Origin of the sequence: Mesorhizobium sp. M0761, from assembly GCF_040320205.1 — a bacterium.
Classification (GTDB): domain Bacteria; phylum Pseudomonadota; class Alphaproteobacteria; order Rhizobiales; family Rhizobiaceae; genus Mesorhizobium.
This window is the reverse complement of the sequence record NZ_JAMYPF010000030.1, coordinates 1-17,404: the sequence shown is the minus strand read 5'-3', so window position 1 is coordinate 17,404 and position 17,404 is coordinate 1. Positions and strand designations below refer to the sequence as shown.

At 58.0% G+C, this 17,404-nt stretch carries 13 protein-coding genes and 3 pseudogenes; 12 read left to right on the top strand and 4 right to left on the bottom strand.

Features of this window, described 5'->3' with window-relative positions; all coding sequences use genetic code 11:
* Window positions 1-516: 516 nt before the first annotated feature.
* From NKI32_RS29935 to nifA, 3 genes are all read right to left on the bottom strand, one after another.
* A complete protein-coding gene (locus NKI32_RS29935; RefSeq protein ID WP_353004941.1) occupies window positions 517-1,557 on the bottom strand; it encodes an LLM class flavin-dependent oxidoreductase in 1,041 nt (346 codons plus the stop codon).
* Between the two features lie 88 nt (window positions 1,558-1,645).
* On the bottom strand, window positions 1,646-2,785 hold the full coding sequence (gene hisC, locus NKI32_RS29930) for a histidinol-phosphate transaminase (protein WP_353004938.1): 1,140 nt from the start codon (window positions 2,783-2,785) through the stop codon (window positions 1,646-1,648).
* 232 nt (window positions 2,786-3,017) lie between these two features.
* Window positions 3,018-4,784, bottom strand: coding sequence for a nif-specific transcriptional activator NifA (nifA, locus tag NKI32_RS29925; protein WP_353004936.1), 1,767 nt, complete (start codon window positions 4,782-4,784; stop codon window positions 3,018-3,020).
* Window positions 4,785-5,943: 1,159 nt separating this feature from the next.
* Here nifA and NKI32_RS29920 point away from each other — a divergent pair.
* From NKI32_RS29920 to NKI32_RS31650, 3 genes and pseudogenes are all read left to right on the top strand, one after another.
* The gene (locus NKI32_RS29920; protein ID WP_023687360.1) at window positions 5,944-7,272 is read left to right on the top strand and encodes a dicarboxylate/amino acid:cation symporter; all 1,329 of its coding nucleotides are present in this window, start codon (window positions 5,944-5,946) and stop codon (window positions 7,270-7,272) included.
* A gap of 303 nt (window positions 7,273-7,575) precedes the next feature.
* Window positions 7,576-8,607 carry a LacI family DNA-binding transcriptional regulator gene (locus NKI32_RS29915; protein ID WP_353004935.1) on the top strand — a complete coding sequence of 344 codons (1,032 nt, stop codon included), beginning with the start codon at window positions 7,576-7,578 and terminating at the stop codon, window positions 8,605-8,607.
* A 292-nt stretch (window positions 8,608-8,899) separates the two neighbouring features.
* Window positions 8,900-9,127: pseudogene (locus NKI32_RS31650) on the top strand (IS1634 family transposase); the annotation flags it as partial.
* Between the two features lie 80 nt (window positions 9,128-9,207).
* On the opposite strand, the gene NKI32_RS29910 reads toward NKI32_RS31650, so the two are convergent.
* A complete protein-coding gene (locus tag NKI32_RS29910) occupies window positions 9,208-10,233 on the bottom strand; it encodes a LysR family transcriptional regulator (RefSeq protein WP_353004934.1) in 1,026 nt (341 codons plus the stop codon).
* A 237-nt stretch (window positions 10,234-10,470) separates the two neighbouring features.
* On the opposite strand from NKI32_RS29910, the gene NKI32_RS29905 reads away from it, so the two are divergent.
* The 9 genes and pseudogenes from NKI32_RS29905 to NKI32_RS29865 all read left to right on the top strand — a co-directional run.
* Window positions 10,471-11,064 (top strand): NodA family N-acyltransferase, encoded by a 594-nt coding sequence (locus NKI32_RS29905; RefSeq protein WP_023685029.1) that lies wholly within the window; start codon window positions 10,471-10,473, stop codon window positions 11,062-11,064.
* On the top strand, window positions 11,061-11,720 hold the full coding sequence (nodB, locus tag NKI32_RS29900; RefSeq protein WP_023672235.1) for a chitooligosaccharide deacetylase NodB: 660 nt from the start codon (window positions 11,061-11,063) through the stop codon (window positions 11,718-11,720). The genes NKI32_RS29905 and nodB overlap by 4 nt, the downstream gene beginning before the upstream one ends.
* Window positions 11,721-11,733: 13 nt before the next feature.
* Entirely contained in the window at window positions 11,734-13,092 is a 1,359-nt protein-coding gene (gene nodC / locus NKI32_RS29895) for a chitooligosaccharide synthase NodC (RefSeq protein ID WP_023687361.1), read from the top strand.
* 13 nt (window positions 13,093-13,105) lie between these two features.
* Entirely contained in the window at window positions 13,106-13,735 is a 630-nt protein-coding gene (gene nodS / locus NKI32_RS29890) for a nodulation methyltransferase NodS (protein WP_023713711.1), read from the top strand.
* Between the two features lie 37 nt (window positions 13,736-13,772).
* Window positions 13,773-14,003 (top strand): annotated as a pseudogene (locus NKI32_RS29885) (carbamoyltransferase N-terminal domain-containing protein); the annotation flags it as partial.
* Window positions 14,004-14,060: 57 nt separating this feature from the next.
* Window positions 14,061-14,972: a nodulation factor ABC transporter ATP-binding protein NodI gene (gene nodI, locus NKI32_RS29880; RefSeq protein WP_023685034.1), complete on the top strand. Its 912-nt coding sequence runs from the start codon at window positions 14,061-14,063 to the stop codon at window positions 14,970-14,972.
* 3 nt (window positions 14,973-14,975) lie between these two features.
* Window positions 14,976-15,764 (top strand): ABC transporter permease, encoded by a 789-nt coding sequence (locus NKI32_RS29875; protein WP_023687364.1) that lies wholly within the window; start codon window positions 14,976-14,978, stop codon window positions 15,762-15,764.
* Window positions 15,765-15,828: 64 nt separating this feature from the next.
* Window positions 15,829-16,803: a LysR family transcriptional regulator gene (locus NKI32_RS29870; RefSeq protein WP_023703124.1), complete on the top strand. Its 975-nt coding sequence runs from the start codon at window positions 15,829-15,831 to the stop codon at window positions 16,801-16,803.
* Between the two features lie 398 nt (window positions 16,804-17,201).
* Window positions 17,202-17,404: pseudogene (locus NKI32_RS29865) on the top strand (type I secretion system permease/ATPase); the annotation flags it as partial.

Here is a 17,404-nt window from a genome sequence, read left to right as displayed (position 1 = left end):
CGGTGTCGGCAGACCACTCAGGCCACCGCATCCGGCCAGCGGCCAGCATTCAAGAACGAGCACTCCTCGCAGTTCGTGAAGACCGCTGCGAACGATTTCCTCCAGCATCGTATCCGACCGCGGTGCACCACCATCATCGGGCGAGCTCGCTCGAGGTGTTGGCTCGGCGTCGCAAAGCCGCTCGCGAGCGCGCCCTCAATAGCGCCGTAGCGAGTGACGGCTTTGCTACCGACGGGCCGCTGATGAAGCTGGATTAATGGGCGCCGCACCGACGCCGCCCCGGGCGAGAAGAACCTCCTGCGGCTGGCTATGGGCAACGACTAGCGCCAGCGCGACGAGCAGACGCGTGCCGGCATCGTGACGCGCTCGGCTACCCTCTCCTTAGGATCGTGCATGTTCACACGATGGCCCAGACGCCAGCCAACGCACAAAGCTGGTATTCTGTGCCGCCTGCTAGTCGTCAGTTTGGCCTCCTCCCGATTGCCCGCCCCACCACGTGCAAGCTCGAGCACATGGTCAGCCAAGTCGAGCCATGATTTCGGACTGGATGGTCGTCGCGGTGTAAAGAGAAGCATCTAGCGGCAGATTTCCAAATGCCATTTGACAAAGCAGGTAGTTGGCACCTGCCTCTTCCAACTGATCTAGCAGAGCTTTTCGCACAGACTCTGCTGATCCTACGACGCACAATTCACTCTCGACTGCCGCATCGAAGGTCAGCGGCAAGTTTGGTGGAGTGGGGATAGCGTTAAGCTCGTAAAGGAATTGGAAGCTCTTGAGCCAGCGTGCGTAAGCAGGTGCCGCGAGCGAATAGGCATGTGTGTCACAACGCCCAATCACGACCATGCGGAGCAATCCGACAAATCGCCCTTGATCCCCCCCGCCTGCGTTGTCCTCTCGATAGGCGCGGAACGCATCAGTAGTTTTGCGAACAGAAGAGGAAGGTCCTACACACGCGATATTTGTTCCATTCGCAGCGGCCCAAGCTGCGGACTCGGGTCGATTGGCAGCGACCCATGTGGGCGGATGTGGACGCTGATGAGGTCTTAGCGTCAAAGGAACGTCATTGAGATCAAAATGGCGGCCTTGATAGCATAGCGTGCCGATCTCCCTCGAATTAACAAGTATTTGCATGAGAATTTCGCTGGCTTCGGCATAACGGCCCGGCACCGCGTCCGCACCAATCCCGAAGTAGCCCAATTCGGTCGGGAGAGCACCGCGCCCTATGCCCAGTTCGAGCCTGCCACCGCTCAACTGGTCCAGCATACAGATCTCTTCGAACGCACGCAGCGGATGATAAAGCGCAAGCAGCATCACCAAGGGTCCGAGACGCAAGCGCCGGGTGCGCTGGGCGACGCTCGATAAGAACAGATTCGGCGATGGACCTCTCCCATGGGGAGTACAGTGGTGTTCTGCGAGATGATAGGCATAGAACCCTAGCTGATCGCACGCCTCTGCTAATATGAGGCGATCTTCGTACTGCCGGCCTATATCGCGGCCATCCTCATCCAAATGATCGAAGATGCCGAAAGCCAGGTTTGAAGGAAAGACGTTTGTCACTCTTTAAGTCCCCGATTTTAAAAGCAGGCTGTTTTCTTGCTGGGGTCACCAAGCAAGTCGGATGAGATGTGTGTGATCGCGATTAGCTTCAGCGTAACGAAGAAGCAGAGCCTGACGCTTCCCTGCCCCTGGAGCTTGGCACCGTTAAGCTTCCAGCAATGTCGCCAGCGGCAGCAAGAAATTCATCCATCTGCTCTTTTGTGCCGATGCTGACGCGGATACAGTGTTCCAAGCCTTTGTCCGGAAAAAACGCGACAAGTATCTTTTGCCTCTCCAATGCGGCTTGCCACCATGAGCCGTCCTGTCCCGCGGGCACACGGGCCAGCAAGAAATTTGTGCGGGAGGGTGTTACGGAAAATCCGAGTTGCGATAGTGCAACTGTCACTCGCTCTCGTTCATCCTTGATGTGCTTGTGGTTGTCTGCGTAGGCGCCGCGATGCGCAAGCACGCTGATACCAACGGCATGCCCGATCACGTTCATGTTGAAGACGTTCTGGATGTTTCGCAGCCTTCCAATAATTTCAGGGTGACCGAAACCGAAACCGACGCGAATGCCGGCGACGGCATAGCTTTTCGAGAATGACCTCAAGATCAGAAGGTTCGAATACCGGTTGATGAGGCGCAGTCCGTGATCGGGTGCAAAGTCTACGTAGGCCTCATCGAGGACAATCAAGCGGTCCGATTGTGCTACGAGGCGTTCGATATCGCTTATCGGGAGGAATGTTCCGGTCGGATTGTTTGGATTGGCCAACATAATAAACTTGGCGTCTTTTGCCGGACCAGAAAGCAATTGCTCCATTGGCAGGGAATGAGCTTGACATCCGATTTCGAGGAACTCAGCGCCCTGGAGCATGGCAAGTTTGCGGTTGAACGAAAACCCTGGCGACATCATCGCAACCTTGTCGCCGGGTGCGAGGAAAGCTCTGTAGATCAGTCCGAGCAGTTCAGACGACCCGTTGCCAGCGATGACCTGATCCCTGGAAACGCCATAGGTGCTGGACGCTGCTTCCCTCAATCTTAAGTTATCGTCATCCGGATATAGATACTGGCGCTTGAGGGCCGCCACTGCACTTTGCATTATGATTGGCGGCAACGGAAACGGGTTCTCATTCGTATTCAGCTTGATAAGATTTGCGTCCGGCGCTGGTCCGTTGGACGGCAGAGCATCCAACTGTCGTGTCACTTGCGAAAGAGCCGAAAGCACAGTTTGCAGTTTTGCGTCGGACATATTTGACTCCGTTTCAGTACAGGGGGCATGCGTATGAGCTCGCAACGAGAGCAACATGGCGGACGGGATTGACGATGGCAGGGTTGCCTTTCACACAATGGTCGCAGCGCCGGCTGAGATGGGAATTCAGCCAGGCTGTCCTCGGTCGAATCGAGTTGACGCGCACGCGGATCTGCATCGCTGCGCGGCGCCAAGGCGCTAAGCGGCTCAGCTCATGCCCAGGGTCATGCTTTCAAAGACGCTTGATCTCGACGCCGTATTTCCTCAGCACGTAGCCAATCTGGCGCGGGGTCAGCCCAAGCAAGCGCGCTGCCTTTGCCTGCACCCAGCCACATCTTTCCATGGCAGCAATGACGCGCTCTATGTCGGGCGTCCTCGCGCCAATTGGGTGGGTTGCGCCGGCAAGCGGGCCTGTAGTCGCGGCCGAACTGGCGGCCTCGTCCGGGGGCGTGGCCAAATTCGCTGACTCCGGCAGGATCGGCGGTGGTTGCAGCGCGGCCTTGCCCGATCTGCACTTCCACAGCGCCTCGGCAAAGCATTGGCCTTGGGAGCAGGCAAAGTCGTTTCTCCCGATTGACAGTCCCTCGGCCAGGATCGCTGTCCGGTGCACGCAATTTTCAAGCTCGCGAATGTTGCCGGGAAACTCACATTTCATCAGCACTTCAATCGCACGCGGATCGAAGGTGAGCGTACAGCCGTTCTCGTTGTTGAACTTCTTGAGAAACTCAGCTGCGAGGAGCGGAATATCGCTGCGCCTTTGGCGCAATGCTGGTACCAGCAAGGGAACCACGTTGATGCGGTAGTATAGGTCGGCGCGGAACTCATTCCTTGCAACCGCCTCTTCCAGGTTCCTGTTCGTGGCGGCAATCACGCGAACATCGACCTTGATGGTCTGATTGCTGCCGACGCGCTCAAACTCCTGCTCCTGCAGCACGCGCAGTAGCTTTGCCTGGAACGAGGCCGAGATCTCGCCAATCTCATCCAGAAACAACGTCCCCTTGTCAGCGAGCTCAAAGCGCCCCTTGCGGGAATTGAATGCGCTTGTGAAGGCACCCTTCTCATGACCGAACAATTCGGATTCCAGGACTGTCTCTGGGAGCGCTGCACAATTGAGTTTAACGAAGGGCCGCTTGGCGCGCGGCGACAACTCGTGAATTGCCTTGGCAGCCAGCTCCTTCCCGGTACCGGACTCACCTCGCAACAGAACTGTGGTTTTTGCCTTCGCTACGACCGCGATCTTCTCCAGCAGGGCGCTTATCGCCGGACTGTCACCAATCATCCCCTCGACGTGAACCTTTTTGCGCCGGGGTGCAGGGTGCTTAACATCAGAAAATTTCGTTTGCAGCCGATGTTCCAGCTCCGGCGTTCGCTCGCGGTCGGCCGCGGAGAAGCGATGCAACTTGACTGTCTGTCCCACCATGTTGGCAATCATGGTAAGCAGCCGGACATCATCGTCGAGCCGATAGCATGACCTGCTTTCCAAAACCCGGTCCAAAGTCAGCGCGCCTATGGCGTTCCCATCAACACGAATGGGAACGCCGATGAACGACACGGTGTCGGAGGCCCCAAGCACCTCGATATCAGCGGCAGTGAAGGTCGGATGCATCGCTATGTCCTCGGCGAGGAGCGGCGTGTCGGTCGTCACAATCTGGTCGATGGCGTTGCGCGGCAGGCGCGACCGGGAGGGCTCATTGCCGTTCGTGCCGCAGCCGCTGGCCACTGTGATGTCCAGTCCGCCCTCGGCATCGCAGAGAGCGATGATGCCGTGCCGCATCTGCACAAACGAGTGCAGGAGGTCGACTACCTTGGCCAACTTGAGTTCGAGCCGGGCGGCATCGGCGAGTACTTTCGATATTTCGAAGATGCCGGTTAGCGCGCGCTCGTGCAATGCCACATTCGCAGGATTCGTGTCGGGCTTTGGACAACCTTTTATCGCATTCGGCAGCGATATGCCGCAGTCGCGGGCATTCTGTTCTGACTTGCTAATGTTGTGGTGCATGTGATCCTCGATCTCGCGCCATCAAATCTAGGCTGGCGGCATGTGCGCCCGCGACGTCGCGGGCACGCGCGAATATGCTCCGACGTGAACTCGTGCCGCCGCCGCGTGGTCGAGTGCAAAGCGGGTCTAGCCCTGACGCATCGCTTGGCTACTCCCTCCACGAGGCTTGGCCATGTTATTGGCTTGCCCCGGGCAAACACACGTTGTTTTCAAAAGACTGGAGCGAGGCGGCATAGTCAATCGAGCTTTCTTTCATCTGTGAAAGGAAACCTCGCGGCCTATGATAGGATTCATCAGTTCTATCTTTGCGTTGAAGCAGAAATACCTGGGCCGGCCATGCGTTGCCCGAGCGGCTGACCGCGCGGAGTGTAAATGCGAGGCCGTGCCATTCACCAGCGCCCGCGAAGGAGGGTCGGGAGCGATAATAACCGCCAACGGCACTGGTCGGTTGCGGCAACCGCCATCTTTCTCGAGTTGATCAGGCGGCGGCGATGTCGGGTGTGAAGGCGCGAAGCTGGCGTTGAGTACGACTTCCTAGGCGGTGCTCGCAACTTCTGAATCGCATCGTCGTGGTCAGCACCATCACCGGCCTGGGGCCGAAATCGGCACACTCAATGAGCGTATCGAAAAGTCTGAACAGATTACGATGCGACCGCTTGAAAACGGCTGCCCCTGCTGCGGGCGTTGATTTGCAAAATGGGTCGTCCAAAAGGCCGTCCGAATTTATTCTGTGATTGCAGTGGCTGCATGGTCGTAGGCTGTCTAGAAACGAGCGCTTCCGAACAGGGGTAAGTTAGCCTGTCATCTGGACGGCCTTGAACAGGCGACCTATTGGTACGCGCTGGCGCCAACGATGGGGCCCGGTCCAAAGCCGGCTAACGAGGAACCCACCACGCTCTGTGCAGCAAAACCGCTAGCCAGAGGGATCGACCGGCAGCACTCTGCCACAGACCATCAAGGGCGTTGGGACCGCGGCCTTGCCCGCTGGTCTGACACCGCATTCCTCCATCATTGGCGAGCCCACATCAGTTCAGGTGATGCGGATTCATCTGGCATGGGTATTGCGGCGGCGTTGGTGCAGCGTTCGACCGGAGCGCCGCGATAGGGAGAAGCCCGGGAGAAGTCACGCCACCTCGATCCGGTCAGGGAGAGAGAAACAGTGTCAGCTGCACAAGTCCGCGGCGCGAGTCCCGCGCCCCGCAAACCCTTCTACACCAAGCTCTACGCCCAGGTGCTTGCCGCCATCGCGCTCGGCGTCGCAATTGGCTATTTTTATCCGGAGACCGGCGAGAGCCTGAAGCCGCTGGGTGATGCCTTCATCAAGCTGGTCAAGATGATCATCGCGCCTGTCATCTTCCTGACAATTGCGACCGGCATTGCCGGCATGAACGATCTTCATAAGGTCGGCCGGGTCGCCGGCAAGGCAATGGTTTATTTCCTCACCTTCTCAACGCTCGCGCTGATCGTCGGCCTCATCGTCGCCAATGTCGTCCAGCCTGGCGACGGCCTGAACATCGATCCGGCCTCGCTCGATGTCCAGGCCGTGAATACCTATGCCGCAAAAGCCAAAGCGCAGTCGGTCACCGGCTTCCTGATGAACATTATCCCGCCAACGATCGTCGGTGCCTTCGCGGAAGGCGACATCCTGCAGGTGCTGTTCTTCTCGGTTCTGTTCGGCATGGCGCTTGCGATGGCCGGAGAGGCGGGCAAGCCTGTCGTTTCCTTCCTCCAGGCGCTCATTGTGCCTGTCTTCAAGCTCGTCGGAATTCTGATGAAGGCCGCGCCGATCGGCGCTTTTGGCGCGATGGCCTTCACCATCGGCAGATATGGCATCGGTTCGGTAGTCAACCTCGCGATGCTGGTCGCGACGTTCTATTTCACCGCCTTCCTCTTCGTGTTCGGGGTTCTCGGCGCAGTCTGCCGTTACAACGGCTTTTCGATTTGTTCTCTCATTCGTTACATCAAGGAAGAGCTGCTGCTTGTCCTCGCAACGTCCTCCTCGGAGGCGGCGCTCCCGTCGCTGATGGAGAAAATGGAGAAGGCGGGCGCCAGGCGTTCGGTTGTGGGTCTCGTCATCCCGGCCGGATATTCGTTCAATCTGGACGGCACGAATATCTACATGACGCTAGCGGCTCTCTTCATCGCACAGGCGACGAACACGGATCTGTCCATCGGCGATCAGGTGCTGCTGCTGCTCGTAGCAATGCTTTCCTCCAAGGGCGCTGCAGGTGTGACAGGTGCGGGCTTCATCACCCTGGCGGCTACGCTCGCGGTAGTTCCGAGTGTTCCCGTTGCTGGGATGGCACTGATACTCGGCATCGACCGATTCATGTCCGAATGCCGGGCGCTGACGAATTGCGTCGGCAACGCAGTGGCATCCCTCGTCGTCGCACGCTGGGAAGGAGAGTTGGACCGAGCACAGATGAAAGCTGCCTTCAGCGGTCATCAGCTTACCGAGGCATCAAACCGGCTACCCTCCTGCAAGTAAGGTGGGCGGCCCACGACCTGTCAAGTCGCTTAGCTGGCCACATAACTGAACGACCGACCCGCAGCCTCTAAACGGCTCCTCACGGACCATGTATCAGAAGCGCTAAATGTGTGAGTGCAAATCTTCACCGCCCTTTAAGCGAATGAGCCTTTCAGTATACCCGGCCGGTTTACGTCTGCAATGATGTTCGTCCAACACGCTGTGCCCATTCGTATGGGACGTCTTCGTTTTGCCACCCGAAACCGAAACGCGTTAGGCGGACAGAGAGCCGGCCCGCGTCAAAAACCAATCAGAATAGGACCTATGACCAAGCGCCCCACAATTGCCGATCTCGCCCGCGAAGCCCGAGTCAGCGTAGCAACGATCGATCGGGTTCTGAACGCCCGCCATCCGGTGCGCGAGGAGACCGCGCGGCGGGTCCACGAGGCCGCCCAGGCGATCGGCTATCATGCTGCCGGGCTAATCAAGCAGCGGTTGCGGCGAGACCTACCGCACTACCGTCTGGGCTTCATCTTGAGAAAACCGGCCCAGCATTTCTACCAAGATTTTGCGCGCGAGGTCGAAGCATCGGTCAATTTGGCCCAGTCCTTCCACGGGATTCCGCTCGTCGAATTCGCCCCGTCACATATGCCGAGCGACCTGATCGCGCCGCTCAAGGAGTTGGGCGCACGCTGCCATGCAATCGCGATGGTGGCACCGGACCACCCGAAAATCACAGCAGCGGTTGAGGACCTCAAGGCCAAGGGCATTCCGGTTTTCTCGCTGCTTTCCGACTTCGCCGCCGGCGTGCGACAGGGGTATATCGGCCTTAACAACCGCAAGGTGGGGCGCACGGCCGCTTGGATGGTGTCCAAGGTCGCAAAACGGCCCGGCAAAGTGGCGGTGTTTGTCGGCAGCCATCGTTTCCAGGGGCACGAGCTCCGTGACGTCGGCTTTCGCTCCTATTGCCGTGAGAACGCGCCCACGTTCGAGGTGCTGGATCCGGTCATGAACCTCGAGAAGCGGCAGATCACCTACGAGGCAACGCTTGATCTCATGCAGCGGGAGCCCGAGCTCGTCGGCTTCTATGTCGCCGGCGGCGGCATGGAGGGCGCGATCTCCGCGCTCCGAGAAGAGGGCAAAAGTCGGGATCTCGTCGCGATCGTGAATGAAATCACACCTGAGTCTCGGGCAGCGCTCGCAGATAACATCGTCACGATGGCGGTCGCCACGCCAATGCGCCGGCTTTGCCAGGAGCTGATAACGCTGATGACACGGGCTATCGAGACCGGCACCGCTGAAACACCCGGACAGACATTTCTGCCGTTCGACATCCATCTGCCGGAAAATATATGAAGGCGGAAGCGCGAGGTAGATTGCCTAGATCCGCAGCGTCAACCTCCACCGGCTTCACTTGCCAACATGCCCCACGTTCTCGTGCAGGGGGTGTGGTCAAATGATCCCGCGCGGCAAGAGCCGAGCGAGGCCAGCACAGTCCATTTGGGGTCGACCTCGTCGACCGCCATCTCCTCGCCTGGCTGCACGTGAAAAGCCGCGGCACAGCCGGCAAGGTAGGAATTTAACCGGGCTAACCATCTTCTGGGACTTCGCACGCAAATCGAGGCGGCAGTCAATTCAGTAGCAGCCCGGGCGTGTGTTCTGCTCATTCCGGCCCCTCGCACTTAGCAAGGAACTGCGCCGCTCTGCCGGGCCAAAGGCCCGACGCCCGAAGGGCAACCGCTCCTACGCGATCGCGTCCGCCTCAAGAAGCCGCCATCGAAAAGAATGCTCGCGTCGTCACCACCTACGGCCAAAGCGGGCAATCAAGGCAGCTGGCATCACTCTGCCACACATCCTTGACGAGCAACTCGCCTGAGATCAGCCCCAGAACGTAGGTAACACGCGCCGCGCCGGCGCTTGTCGAACATGCTGATCAGCCTGTCTTACAGGCGGTGATTAGGTGGGGCTCAACATCTTCCGGGACTTCGCACGCGATTTCGAGGTGGCAGTCGGTACCAAGAAACGAAAGGTCGGATCGGCGTGCCCGAGACGCTCAATGATTTCAGGCAAAGGCGCCAGGCGAGATGCCTCCTGCAACATCATTTCCCGCATCCACATGCTTGCCGGATCACTATTGTGAAGCTCAGGCCATTGGACGGCTTCCGTGAATGCAGGAGGAGGAAGTGGCGGCGGAAGTTGGACAATCCGCAGGGGTGTTGTTTTTGCGAAATGCTGCGCCAGCCGTAAGGGCATAGTCCCGATGCGGCTGGTGCCTGACAGGACGGGCGGGATCAGGCTAAAGCCCTGTACGACAACTTCGATACGTCTCTCGAAACCGTGCTCGAGCAAATACCATTCCTCCATGGTGGGCTGCCGGGTGTGCCTGAATTTGAGCACAACATGCCCCATGCACAAGTATCGCTCGAATGTAAGTGGCTCCGACAGCTGCTTGTTCGTGCCGCAGCCTACGCCTACGAGCTTATCTTCGAACAGGGCTGCGCGAGGATATTTCGACATGAACACTTCCGGCATAATCAGAAAATCAACGTCGCCGCGCCGGAGAAGCTCCTCGGGGTCGTCGCAAATAGGCAGACATTCAAAGCGAACGGCGGGAGCTTCCCGCGCAGCGCGCTCTACTATCTTCCTAAAAAATACGAGCGTGATGTAATCGGAAAGCATGATTCGGAAGAGACGATCCGATTGGGCCGGGTTGAAGGCGTCGGGGGAAATAATCGATAGCTGGATGTGCAGCAATGCGTCCCGGACTGCTGGGGCGAGCCCGTCGGCGCGCGGCGTCAAAATGAGCTCGCGGCCGTTCATCGTAAATAGCTCATCGTTGAAATAGGCGCGTAGCCGAGCAACGGCGGCGCTCATGGCCGGCTGGCTCAGGTTGATACTGCGAGCCGCGGCAGTGACTTTACGCTCCCTCATCAGAGCGTCCAGCACAACGAGGAGATTTAGATCCAGCCCTTTAAAACGCATGTCATGTTCTATCCAACGTGTGGATGCGTATCATTCAAACAATCAATTTTACGAATTTACGAGCCATGCATTAGAGGAACGGAAAGTGAGCGACGTCAAGCTCAAATCGACGACACGGGCCGGAACTCGAGAGAGCGTCTGGCTCACCTTCGCCAACGACAACGGCTGAGTGCAGCCACCAACGCCGCTTTGGTCGAGTAATGCGGCCGCAAAAACCAATATGAAGAGAGGTCCTGAATGCGCCATCAGGTGCAGTGGAAGTTGTGCTGGGAAAACGAGTTGCAGCTCTCCGATCACGTTAAGCTCGCCGAGTTCTTTCGTGATACGTACGGGCCGACTGGGGCGTCCAACGCAGAACCGTTCGAAGGTAGTCGAAGCTGGGCCGGAGCCAGGCCTGAACTCCGCGTAATCGCCTATGATTCAAGCGGTGTAGCGGCTCACATGGGCATACTGCGCCGTTTCATCAAGGTCGACGCGGTCGACCTGTTGGTGGCTGAACTGGGCCTGTACGGGGTACGTCCGGACCTTGAGGGTCTGGGAATCGCCCATTCAATCCATGTCATGCTTCCAATACTGCAGGAGCTTGGCGTTCCATTCGCTTTCGGAACGGTCAGGGACGCGATGCGGAATCATGTTGAGAGGTTCGGACGGCGATACAGCCCTATGGCCGTTTTGTCGGGAATTCGCGTGCGCTCCACCCGACCAGAGGCCCGCCTCGACCTGCCGCCCACACGCATCGATGACGCACTCACAATTGTTCTGCCAGTTGGACGGCCGATCAGCGAATGGCCCACGGGCACGATGATAGATCGGAACGGACCAGAGCTATGAGCCGGTCCGATTGCTTGTACGAAGTGCGCCGTGAGTGCTCTGACGGCACCGGCCGTCGAAGCGTTTATCTGACGTTTGACGACGGTCCCAATCCACTTTTCACACCGGAGATTCTCGACGTGCTGGCAGAGCAGCGGGTGCCGGCGACTTTCTTCGTCATCGGCGCCTACGCCTTAGAGCACCCATATCTAATCCAACGGATGATCGCAGAAGGGCACGAGGTGGGCAACCACACGATGTCTCATCCGGATCTGTACCAATGCGGTTTCGGCGAAGTGCAACGTGAGGTCTTTGAAGCGAACGACGCCATCATGAGAGCGTGCCCGCAGGCCTCGGTCCGCTTTGTTCGCGCGCCCTACGGCGCCTGGAGCGAAGAAGTCTGCACAGCATCACAGATCGCCGGGCTGGCGGCCCTTCATTGGTCCGTCGACCCTCGAGATTGGTCTCGCCCTGGAGTCGAGGCGATTATCGATAAAGTGCTCGCCTCCGTCCGGCCGGGCGCAATTGTACTCTTGCACGACGGATGCCCTCCCGGCGAGTTGAGCCAGGGCGCTCACGCCGGCATGCGCGACCAGACGGTCACGGCGCTGTCCCGGCTGATTCCAGCACTGCGTGAGCGCGGATTTGTAATCCGCTCACTTCCTCAACATCACTGAACAACGAGATCCCATGACTCTTCTTGGTACAACCAGCACTGTGGCCATTTCGCTTTATGCACTGCTCTCGACTGCCTATAAGAGCATGCAAGGGCTTTATGCTATGCCGACAAAGGATTCGTCGGCGTTGGAGGTTCTCGCCGGCTCCGACAAACTGCCCAGCGTCGATGTCATCGTCCCCTGCTTCAACGAGGATCCGCGCACGCTTTCAGAGTGCCTGGCTTCCATTGCAGACCAAGAATACGCCGGAAGACTTCGGGTCTATTTGGTTGATGACGGTTCTGGAAATCGCGAAGCCTTAGGAACTGTCCACGAAGACTACGCGCGCGACCCCAGGTTCGACATCATTTTGCTTCCCGAGAATGTTGGAAAGCGCAAGGCGCAGATCGCCGCGATACGACGCTCATCAGGGGATCTGGTGCTTAACGTTGATTCAGACACGGTACTCGCGCCCGACGTCATTTCCAAGCTTGTACCGAAGATGCGAGATTCAGCGGTCGGCGCAGTCATGGGTCAGTTGACGGCCAGTAACCGAACCGAGAGCTGGCTGACCAGGCTAATAGACATGGAGTACTGGCTGGCTTGCAACGAGGAGCGCGCGGCACAGGCTCGCTTCGGTGCCGTTATGTGCTGTTGCGGCCCATGTGCCATGTACCGCCGGTCTGCGCTCCTTTTGTTACTGGACCAGTACGAGTCGCAATTTTTTCGGGGCAAGCCAAGCGACTTCGGTGAGGATCGCCATCTCACTATCCTGATGCTGAAAGCAGGCTTTCGAACCGAATACGTTCCGAGCGCCATCGCGGCCACAGTCGTTCCGAACAGACTCGGACCGTATCTGCGCCAACAACTCCGTTGGGCACGAAGCACATTCCGGGACACACTGCTTGGGCTGCGCTTGCTGCCTAGCCTAAATAGCTATCTCACGTTGGACGTGGTCGGACAGAATCTCGGCGCGCTACTCCTCGCCCTATCGGTATTAACGGGCCTCGCGCATTTCGCACTGACAGGCACTGTGCCTTGGTGGACAGGACTGATGATTGTGTCCATGACCATGCTCCGATGCAGCGTGGTAGCATTTCGTGCTCGACAATTTCGATTTCTTGGCTTTTCGCTGCACACGTTCATCAACGTCTTTCTCTTGCTTCCGTTGAAGGCCTACGCGCTGTGTACCTTGAGCAATAGCGATTGGCTGTCGCGAAGCTCTGCTGTCGCTACATCGAACACTGGGGGAAAACAGGCCCCCACCCAAGCTCCGATCACTGGTTCCAGCAGGGCAGAACTCTCGCCCCATTCGGCTCCGCTTCGCAGGCTCAGTCTTGCGCGGGATTCTTCGGAATTAGTCCTGTCGGACAACATTTGCGGCGACGATTGATCGCAAATACCTAATGGACGAGAGGTGCACGAGTTTGACCCAGAACGTGAATCATCAGTTGCTTGATCGGGAATTGGCCGCCGACGATCCGTGGCGCCTCGACGGCAATCCATTCGAGCGGAAGCGCCACACGCAAATGCTCCAGCTGGCGCTTGCCCAAGGCTCCATTACAAATGCCCTCGAAGTCGGGTGCGCTGCCGGCGCATTCACGGAAAAACTAGCCCCCTACTGCCAAGGGCTCACCGTCATCGATGTCGTGGCGCAAGCGATTGCTCGAGCACGTCAACGGATAAAGGAGCCGTCGCGCATCAACTGGATAGTCTGCGATGTTCAACAGTTTTCGACCGACGAGTTGTTTGACGTGATCGTTGTGGCGGAGGTCCTCTACTACCTCGGAGACATAGCCGAGATGCGCGCGGCCGTCAAAAACCTGGTGCGGGTGCTTGCGCCAGGCGGGCATCTGATCTTCGGATCGGCAAGGGATGCTAATTGCCGTCGCTGGGGTCACGCCGCTGGTGCTGAGCCGGTCATCGCCATGCTGAACGAAACGTTGATCGAAGTAGAGCGGCTTGAGTGTCGGGGCGAGTCGGTCAACGAAGACTGCTTGCTCGTCCGTTTCCGGAACCCGATTTCCGCTTCCTGATGAATCTCGAATCTATCGCCGTTAACGTGGAGACACTATGCGCATCTGTGGTACCAAGCTGACCCATGATGGGGCGATCGCCCTGGTCCAGGATGGACGGCTCATCTTCTGCGATGACCAGGAAAAGCGGCACAACGATCCGCGATACCAATCCATCGATAATCTCGACGCAATTGTCGCCGCTTTAGCGGAGCAGCGGCTAGATCCTTGTGATGTCGATCAGTTCGTTATCGACGGCGGGGATGACGAAGACGAGTCACAGTTTCAGTTCGGCAGGGAACCAAGCAACCGCCAGTTTTGTCGTCCCTCTCGGTAAAATGAACCCATGTCCATGATAGCGATCGACCTTACTGACGTAAGCAAAACTTATGACAAGCTCGTTGTCGACAGGCTGTCGTTCCGCGTTGCGGCGGGTGAATGCTTCGGGCTCTTGGGACCGAACGGCGCGGGCAAAAGCACGATTGCGCGTATGGTCCTCGGCATGACATCGCCTGATGCGGGCAAGATTACTGTGCTCGGCGCTCCAGTGCCGGCGCGCGCGCGTTTGGCACGTATGCGCATCGGCGTGGTCCCGCAGTTCGACAATCTTGATGCCGCGTTCACTGTACGCGAGAACCTGTTGGTGTTCGGGCGCTACTTCCGGATGAGCAGACGCCAGATCGATGCGGTCATACCATCGCTGCTTGAGTTCGCCCGCCTCGAGAACAAAGCGGATGCGCGCGTCGCCGAACTGTCCGGCGGCATGAAGCGGCGCCTGACGCTCGCGCGTGCGCTCATCAATGACCCGCACTTGCTGGTGATGGACGAGCCGACCACCGGCCTCGATCCGCAGGCCCGCCACCTGATCTGGGATCGGCTGCGATCGCTGCTGGCGCGGGGCAAGACTATTCTTTTGACTACCCATTTCATGGAAGAGGCCGAGCGGCTGTGCGATCGGCTGTGCGTTATGGAGGAGGGGCGCAAGATCGCCGAAGGTCGCCCGTCCGAACTCATTGACGAGCAGATCGGCTGTGACGTGGTGGAGGTCTACGGCGGCAATCCGCATGAACTAGGTGCGCTGATCCGGCCGTACGCACAGCGCATCGAGGTGAGCGGTGAGACGCTTTTTTGCTATGCACCCGATCCGGAGCAGGTGCTGGCGCAGCTACGCGGGCGCACGGGTCTACGCCTTCTGCAGCGTCCCCCCAATCTCGAGGATGTGTTTTTGCGGTTAACCGGGCGCGAGATGGAGGACTGAACAATGGGCGAACGTTATGCGGCGGGCATGCCCGCCAATGCGTGGAATTGGGTCGCGGTTTGGCGCCGCAACTATCTTGGATGGAAGAAAATCGGGCTTGCATCGGTTCTCGGCAACCTCGCTGATCCGATGATCTATCTGTTCGGTCTCGGCTTTGGCATCGGAACAATGATAGGTCCTGTTGAGGGCACTTCGTACATTGCGTTTCTCGCGGCTGGCATGGTTGCCACAAGCGTGATGGCATCGGCGACCGCTGAAACGGTCTACGGGAGTTTCGGCCGCATGGGCGACCAGCGCACTTGGGAAGGAATGCTATGCACTCAGCTGACGCTCGGCGATATCTTACTCGGCGAATTGGCGTGGGCAGCCACGAAGGCCCTCATGGCGGGCACAGCAATCACTATTGTTGCTACCACGCTCGGCTACGCATCGTGGCCATCCATCCTCTGCTTGCTGCCAGTCATCGCTCTCAATGGCCTCGCCTTCGCGAGTCTAGCGATGGTCGTCACGGCGCTTGCGCCCAGTTATGAATATTTCATATTTTATAATACGCTTGTTATTACACCCATGCTGTTCCTTTGCGGCGCGATGTTTCCGGTCAACCAATTGCCCGGCGCTTTTCAGTATGCTGCCTCCTTATTACCGCTCGCACATGCAATCGACCTCATTCGTCCAGCGATGCTTGGCCGTCCGATTGACAAAATGGGCCTGCATATCGGCGCGCTTTGCATATACACAGTTTTGCCCTTCTTCTTTTCGATTGCTCTTTTTCGTCGAAGGCTGATGCGTTGACGCTACTCACCATTCGAATTGAATGTTTGGTCGCAACCCATTCACACGCCGCCTAGATCAAGACATGCGTTTTAAGGGACTCGATCTGAATCTCCTCGTTGTGTTGGACGCTCTGGTCAGGGAACGTAAAGTCACCGCGGCGGCCCGCAGTATTAACCTGAGCCAGCCGGCAATGAGCGCCGCCGTTGCTCGGTTACGCGCCTATTTCAGCGATGAGCTATTTACGATGAGCGGCCGCGAGCTCATTTTGACACCTCGCGCTGAGGGGCTCGCCCCAGCAGTCAGGGAGGCATTGCTGCACATCCAGCTATCGATTATTTCCTGGGACGCCTTCAACCCAGCCCAATCGGATCGTCGCTTCCGGATTATCCTTTCCGATTACATCACGCTCGTATTTTTTAAGAAGATCGTAGAACGTGCTGCGCGGGAAGCTCCCGCCGTCCGCTTTGAATGTCTCCCTATTTCCGACGACCCCGAGGAGCTTCTCCGGCGCGGCGACGTTGATTTTCTAATTATGCCGGAAGTATTCATGTCGAAACATCCTCGCGCAGCCCTGTTCGAAGATATGCTCGTGTGCGTAGGCTGCGGCACGAACAAGCAGCTGTCAGAGCCACTTACATTGGAGCGATACTTATCGATGGGGCAGGTTGTGTTCAAATTCGGGGACACCCGGCAGCTCTCCATGGAGGAATGGTATTTGCTCGAGCACGGTTTCGAGAGACGCATCGAAGTTGTCGTACACGGCTTTAGCCTGATCCCGCCCGTTGTATCAGGCACCAGCCGCATCGGGACCATGCCCTTACGGCTGGCGCAGCATTTCGCAAAAACAACACCCCTGCGGATTGTCAAACTTCCGCCGCCACTTCCTCCCGCATTCACGGAGGCCGTTCAATGGCCTGCGCTCCACAATAGTGATCCGGCAAGCCTGTGGATGCGGGAAATGATGTTGCAGGAGGGATCTCGTATGATTCCTCTGCCTAAGAGCACCGGACGTCTCAGTTGTCCCCAAATTGAGAAAATGCCCCCCCCTCGACTATGAGAGGAGGCATGGATGGCGATGCCCCGCCGCCTGCGACCCCGCAACTGCTCAGCAGAAGGGCGAAGCGAACGAGAGTGAATCCATTTCGTAAATGTGTGCCTATCCAAGCAATCGATTTCTGCAATTGTCCGATGACGAATATGAACGCGCCTGAAGGTGTGGAGGCGGAAGCCTGTTCGGGCCCTTGCGGCCGACCACGATGAATCCCTTCCAAACCTTCAGCCGGACGGTGTTGTTGACGCGCTCCATTAAATGCCGGGATCAAACATATTCGGCGGGAGCACTGATCCTGAACCAGCGAGCGGATGCAGTCGGTTGCCGGTCGGGGAGCAATATAGGGAGCTGGGTCGCCAGCCTCCGGAGACTTACGTGACAACCATTCCTTAAAGGATTCAGCTTTGAGACCCTTCCCTTTGACTTCCGCGATTTGGGGCATTGTGTTGATCAGCGGCGTGGTCAACGTGCTTGCGCTCATCTCGCCGCTGTTCATGCTTCAGGTCTATGACCGCGTTCTGTCAAGTGGCAGCGTATCCACGCTAGTGGGGCTCGTCGTGCTTGCTGCGGGGCTTTATGCGTTCCAATGCCTGCTCGACATTTTGCG

Coding starts and splice junctions, on each gene's coding strand:
- hisC (WP_353004938.1), bottom strand. CDS start 2,785: ATGTCCGACGCAAAACTGCAAACTGTGCTTTCGGCTCTTTCGCAAGTG.
- nifA (WP_353004936.1), bottom strand. CDS start 4,784: ATGCACCACAACATTAGCAAGTCAGAACAGAATGCCCGCGACTGCGGC.
- NKI32_RS29915 (WP_353004935.1), top strand. CDS start 7,576: ATGACCAAGCGCCCCACAATTGCCGATCTCGCCCGCGAAGCCCGAGTC.
- NKI32_RS29910 (WP_353004934.1), bottom strand. CDS start 10,233: ATGCGTTTTAAAGGGCTGGATCTAAATCTCCTCGTTGTGCTGGACGCT.
- NKI32_RS29905 (WP_023685029.1), top strand. CDS start 10,471: ATGCGCCATCAGGTGCAGTGGAAGTTGTGCTGGGAAAACGAGTTGCAG.
- nodB (WP_023672235.1), top strand. CDS start 11,061: ATGAGCCGGTCCGATTGCTTGTACGAAGTGCGCCGTGAGTGCTCTGAC.
- nodC (WP_023687361.1), top strand. CDS start 11,734: ATGACTCTTCTTGGTACAACCAGCACTGTGGCCATTTCGCTTTATGCA.
- nodS (WP_023713711.1), top strand. CDS start 13,106: ATGGACGAGAGGTGCACGAGTTTGACCCAGAACGTGAATCATCAGTTG.
- nodI (WP_023685034.1), top strand. CDS start 14,061: ATGTCCATGATAGCGATCGACCTTACTGACGTAAGCAAAACTTATGAC.
- NKI32_RS29875 (WP_023687364.1), top strand. CDS start 14,976: ATGGGCGAACGTTATGCGGCGGGCATGCCCGCCAATGCGTGGAATTGG.
- NKI32_RS29870 (WP_023703124.1), top strand. CDS start 15,829: ATGCGTTTTAAGGGACTCGATCTGAATCTCCTCGTTGTGTTGGACGCT.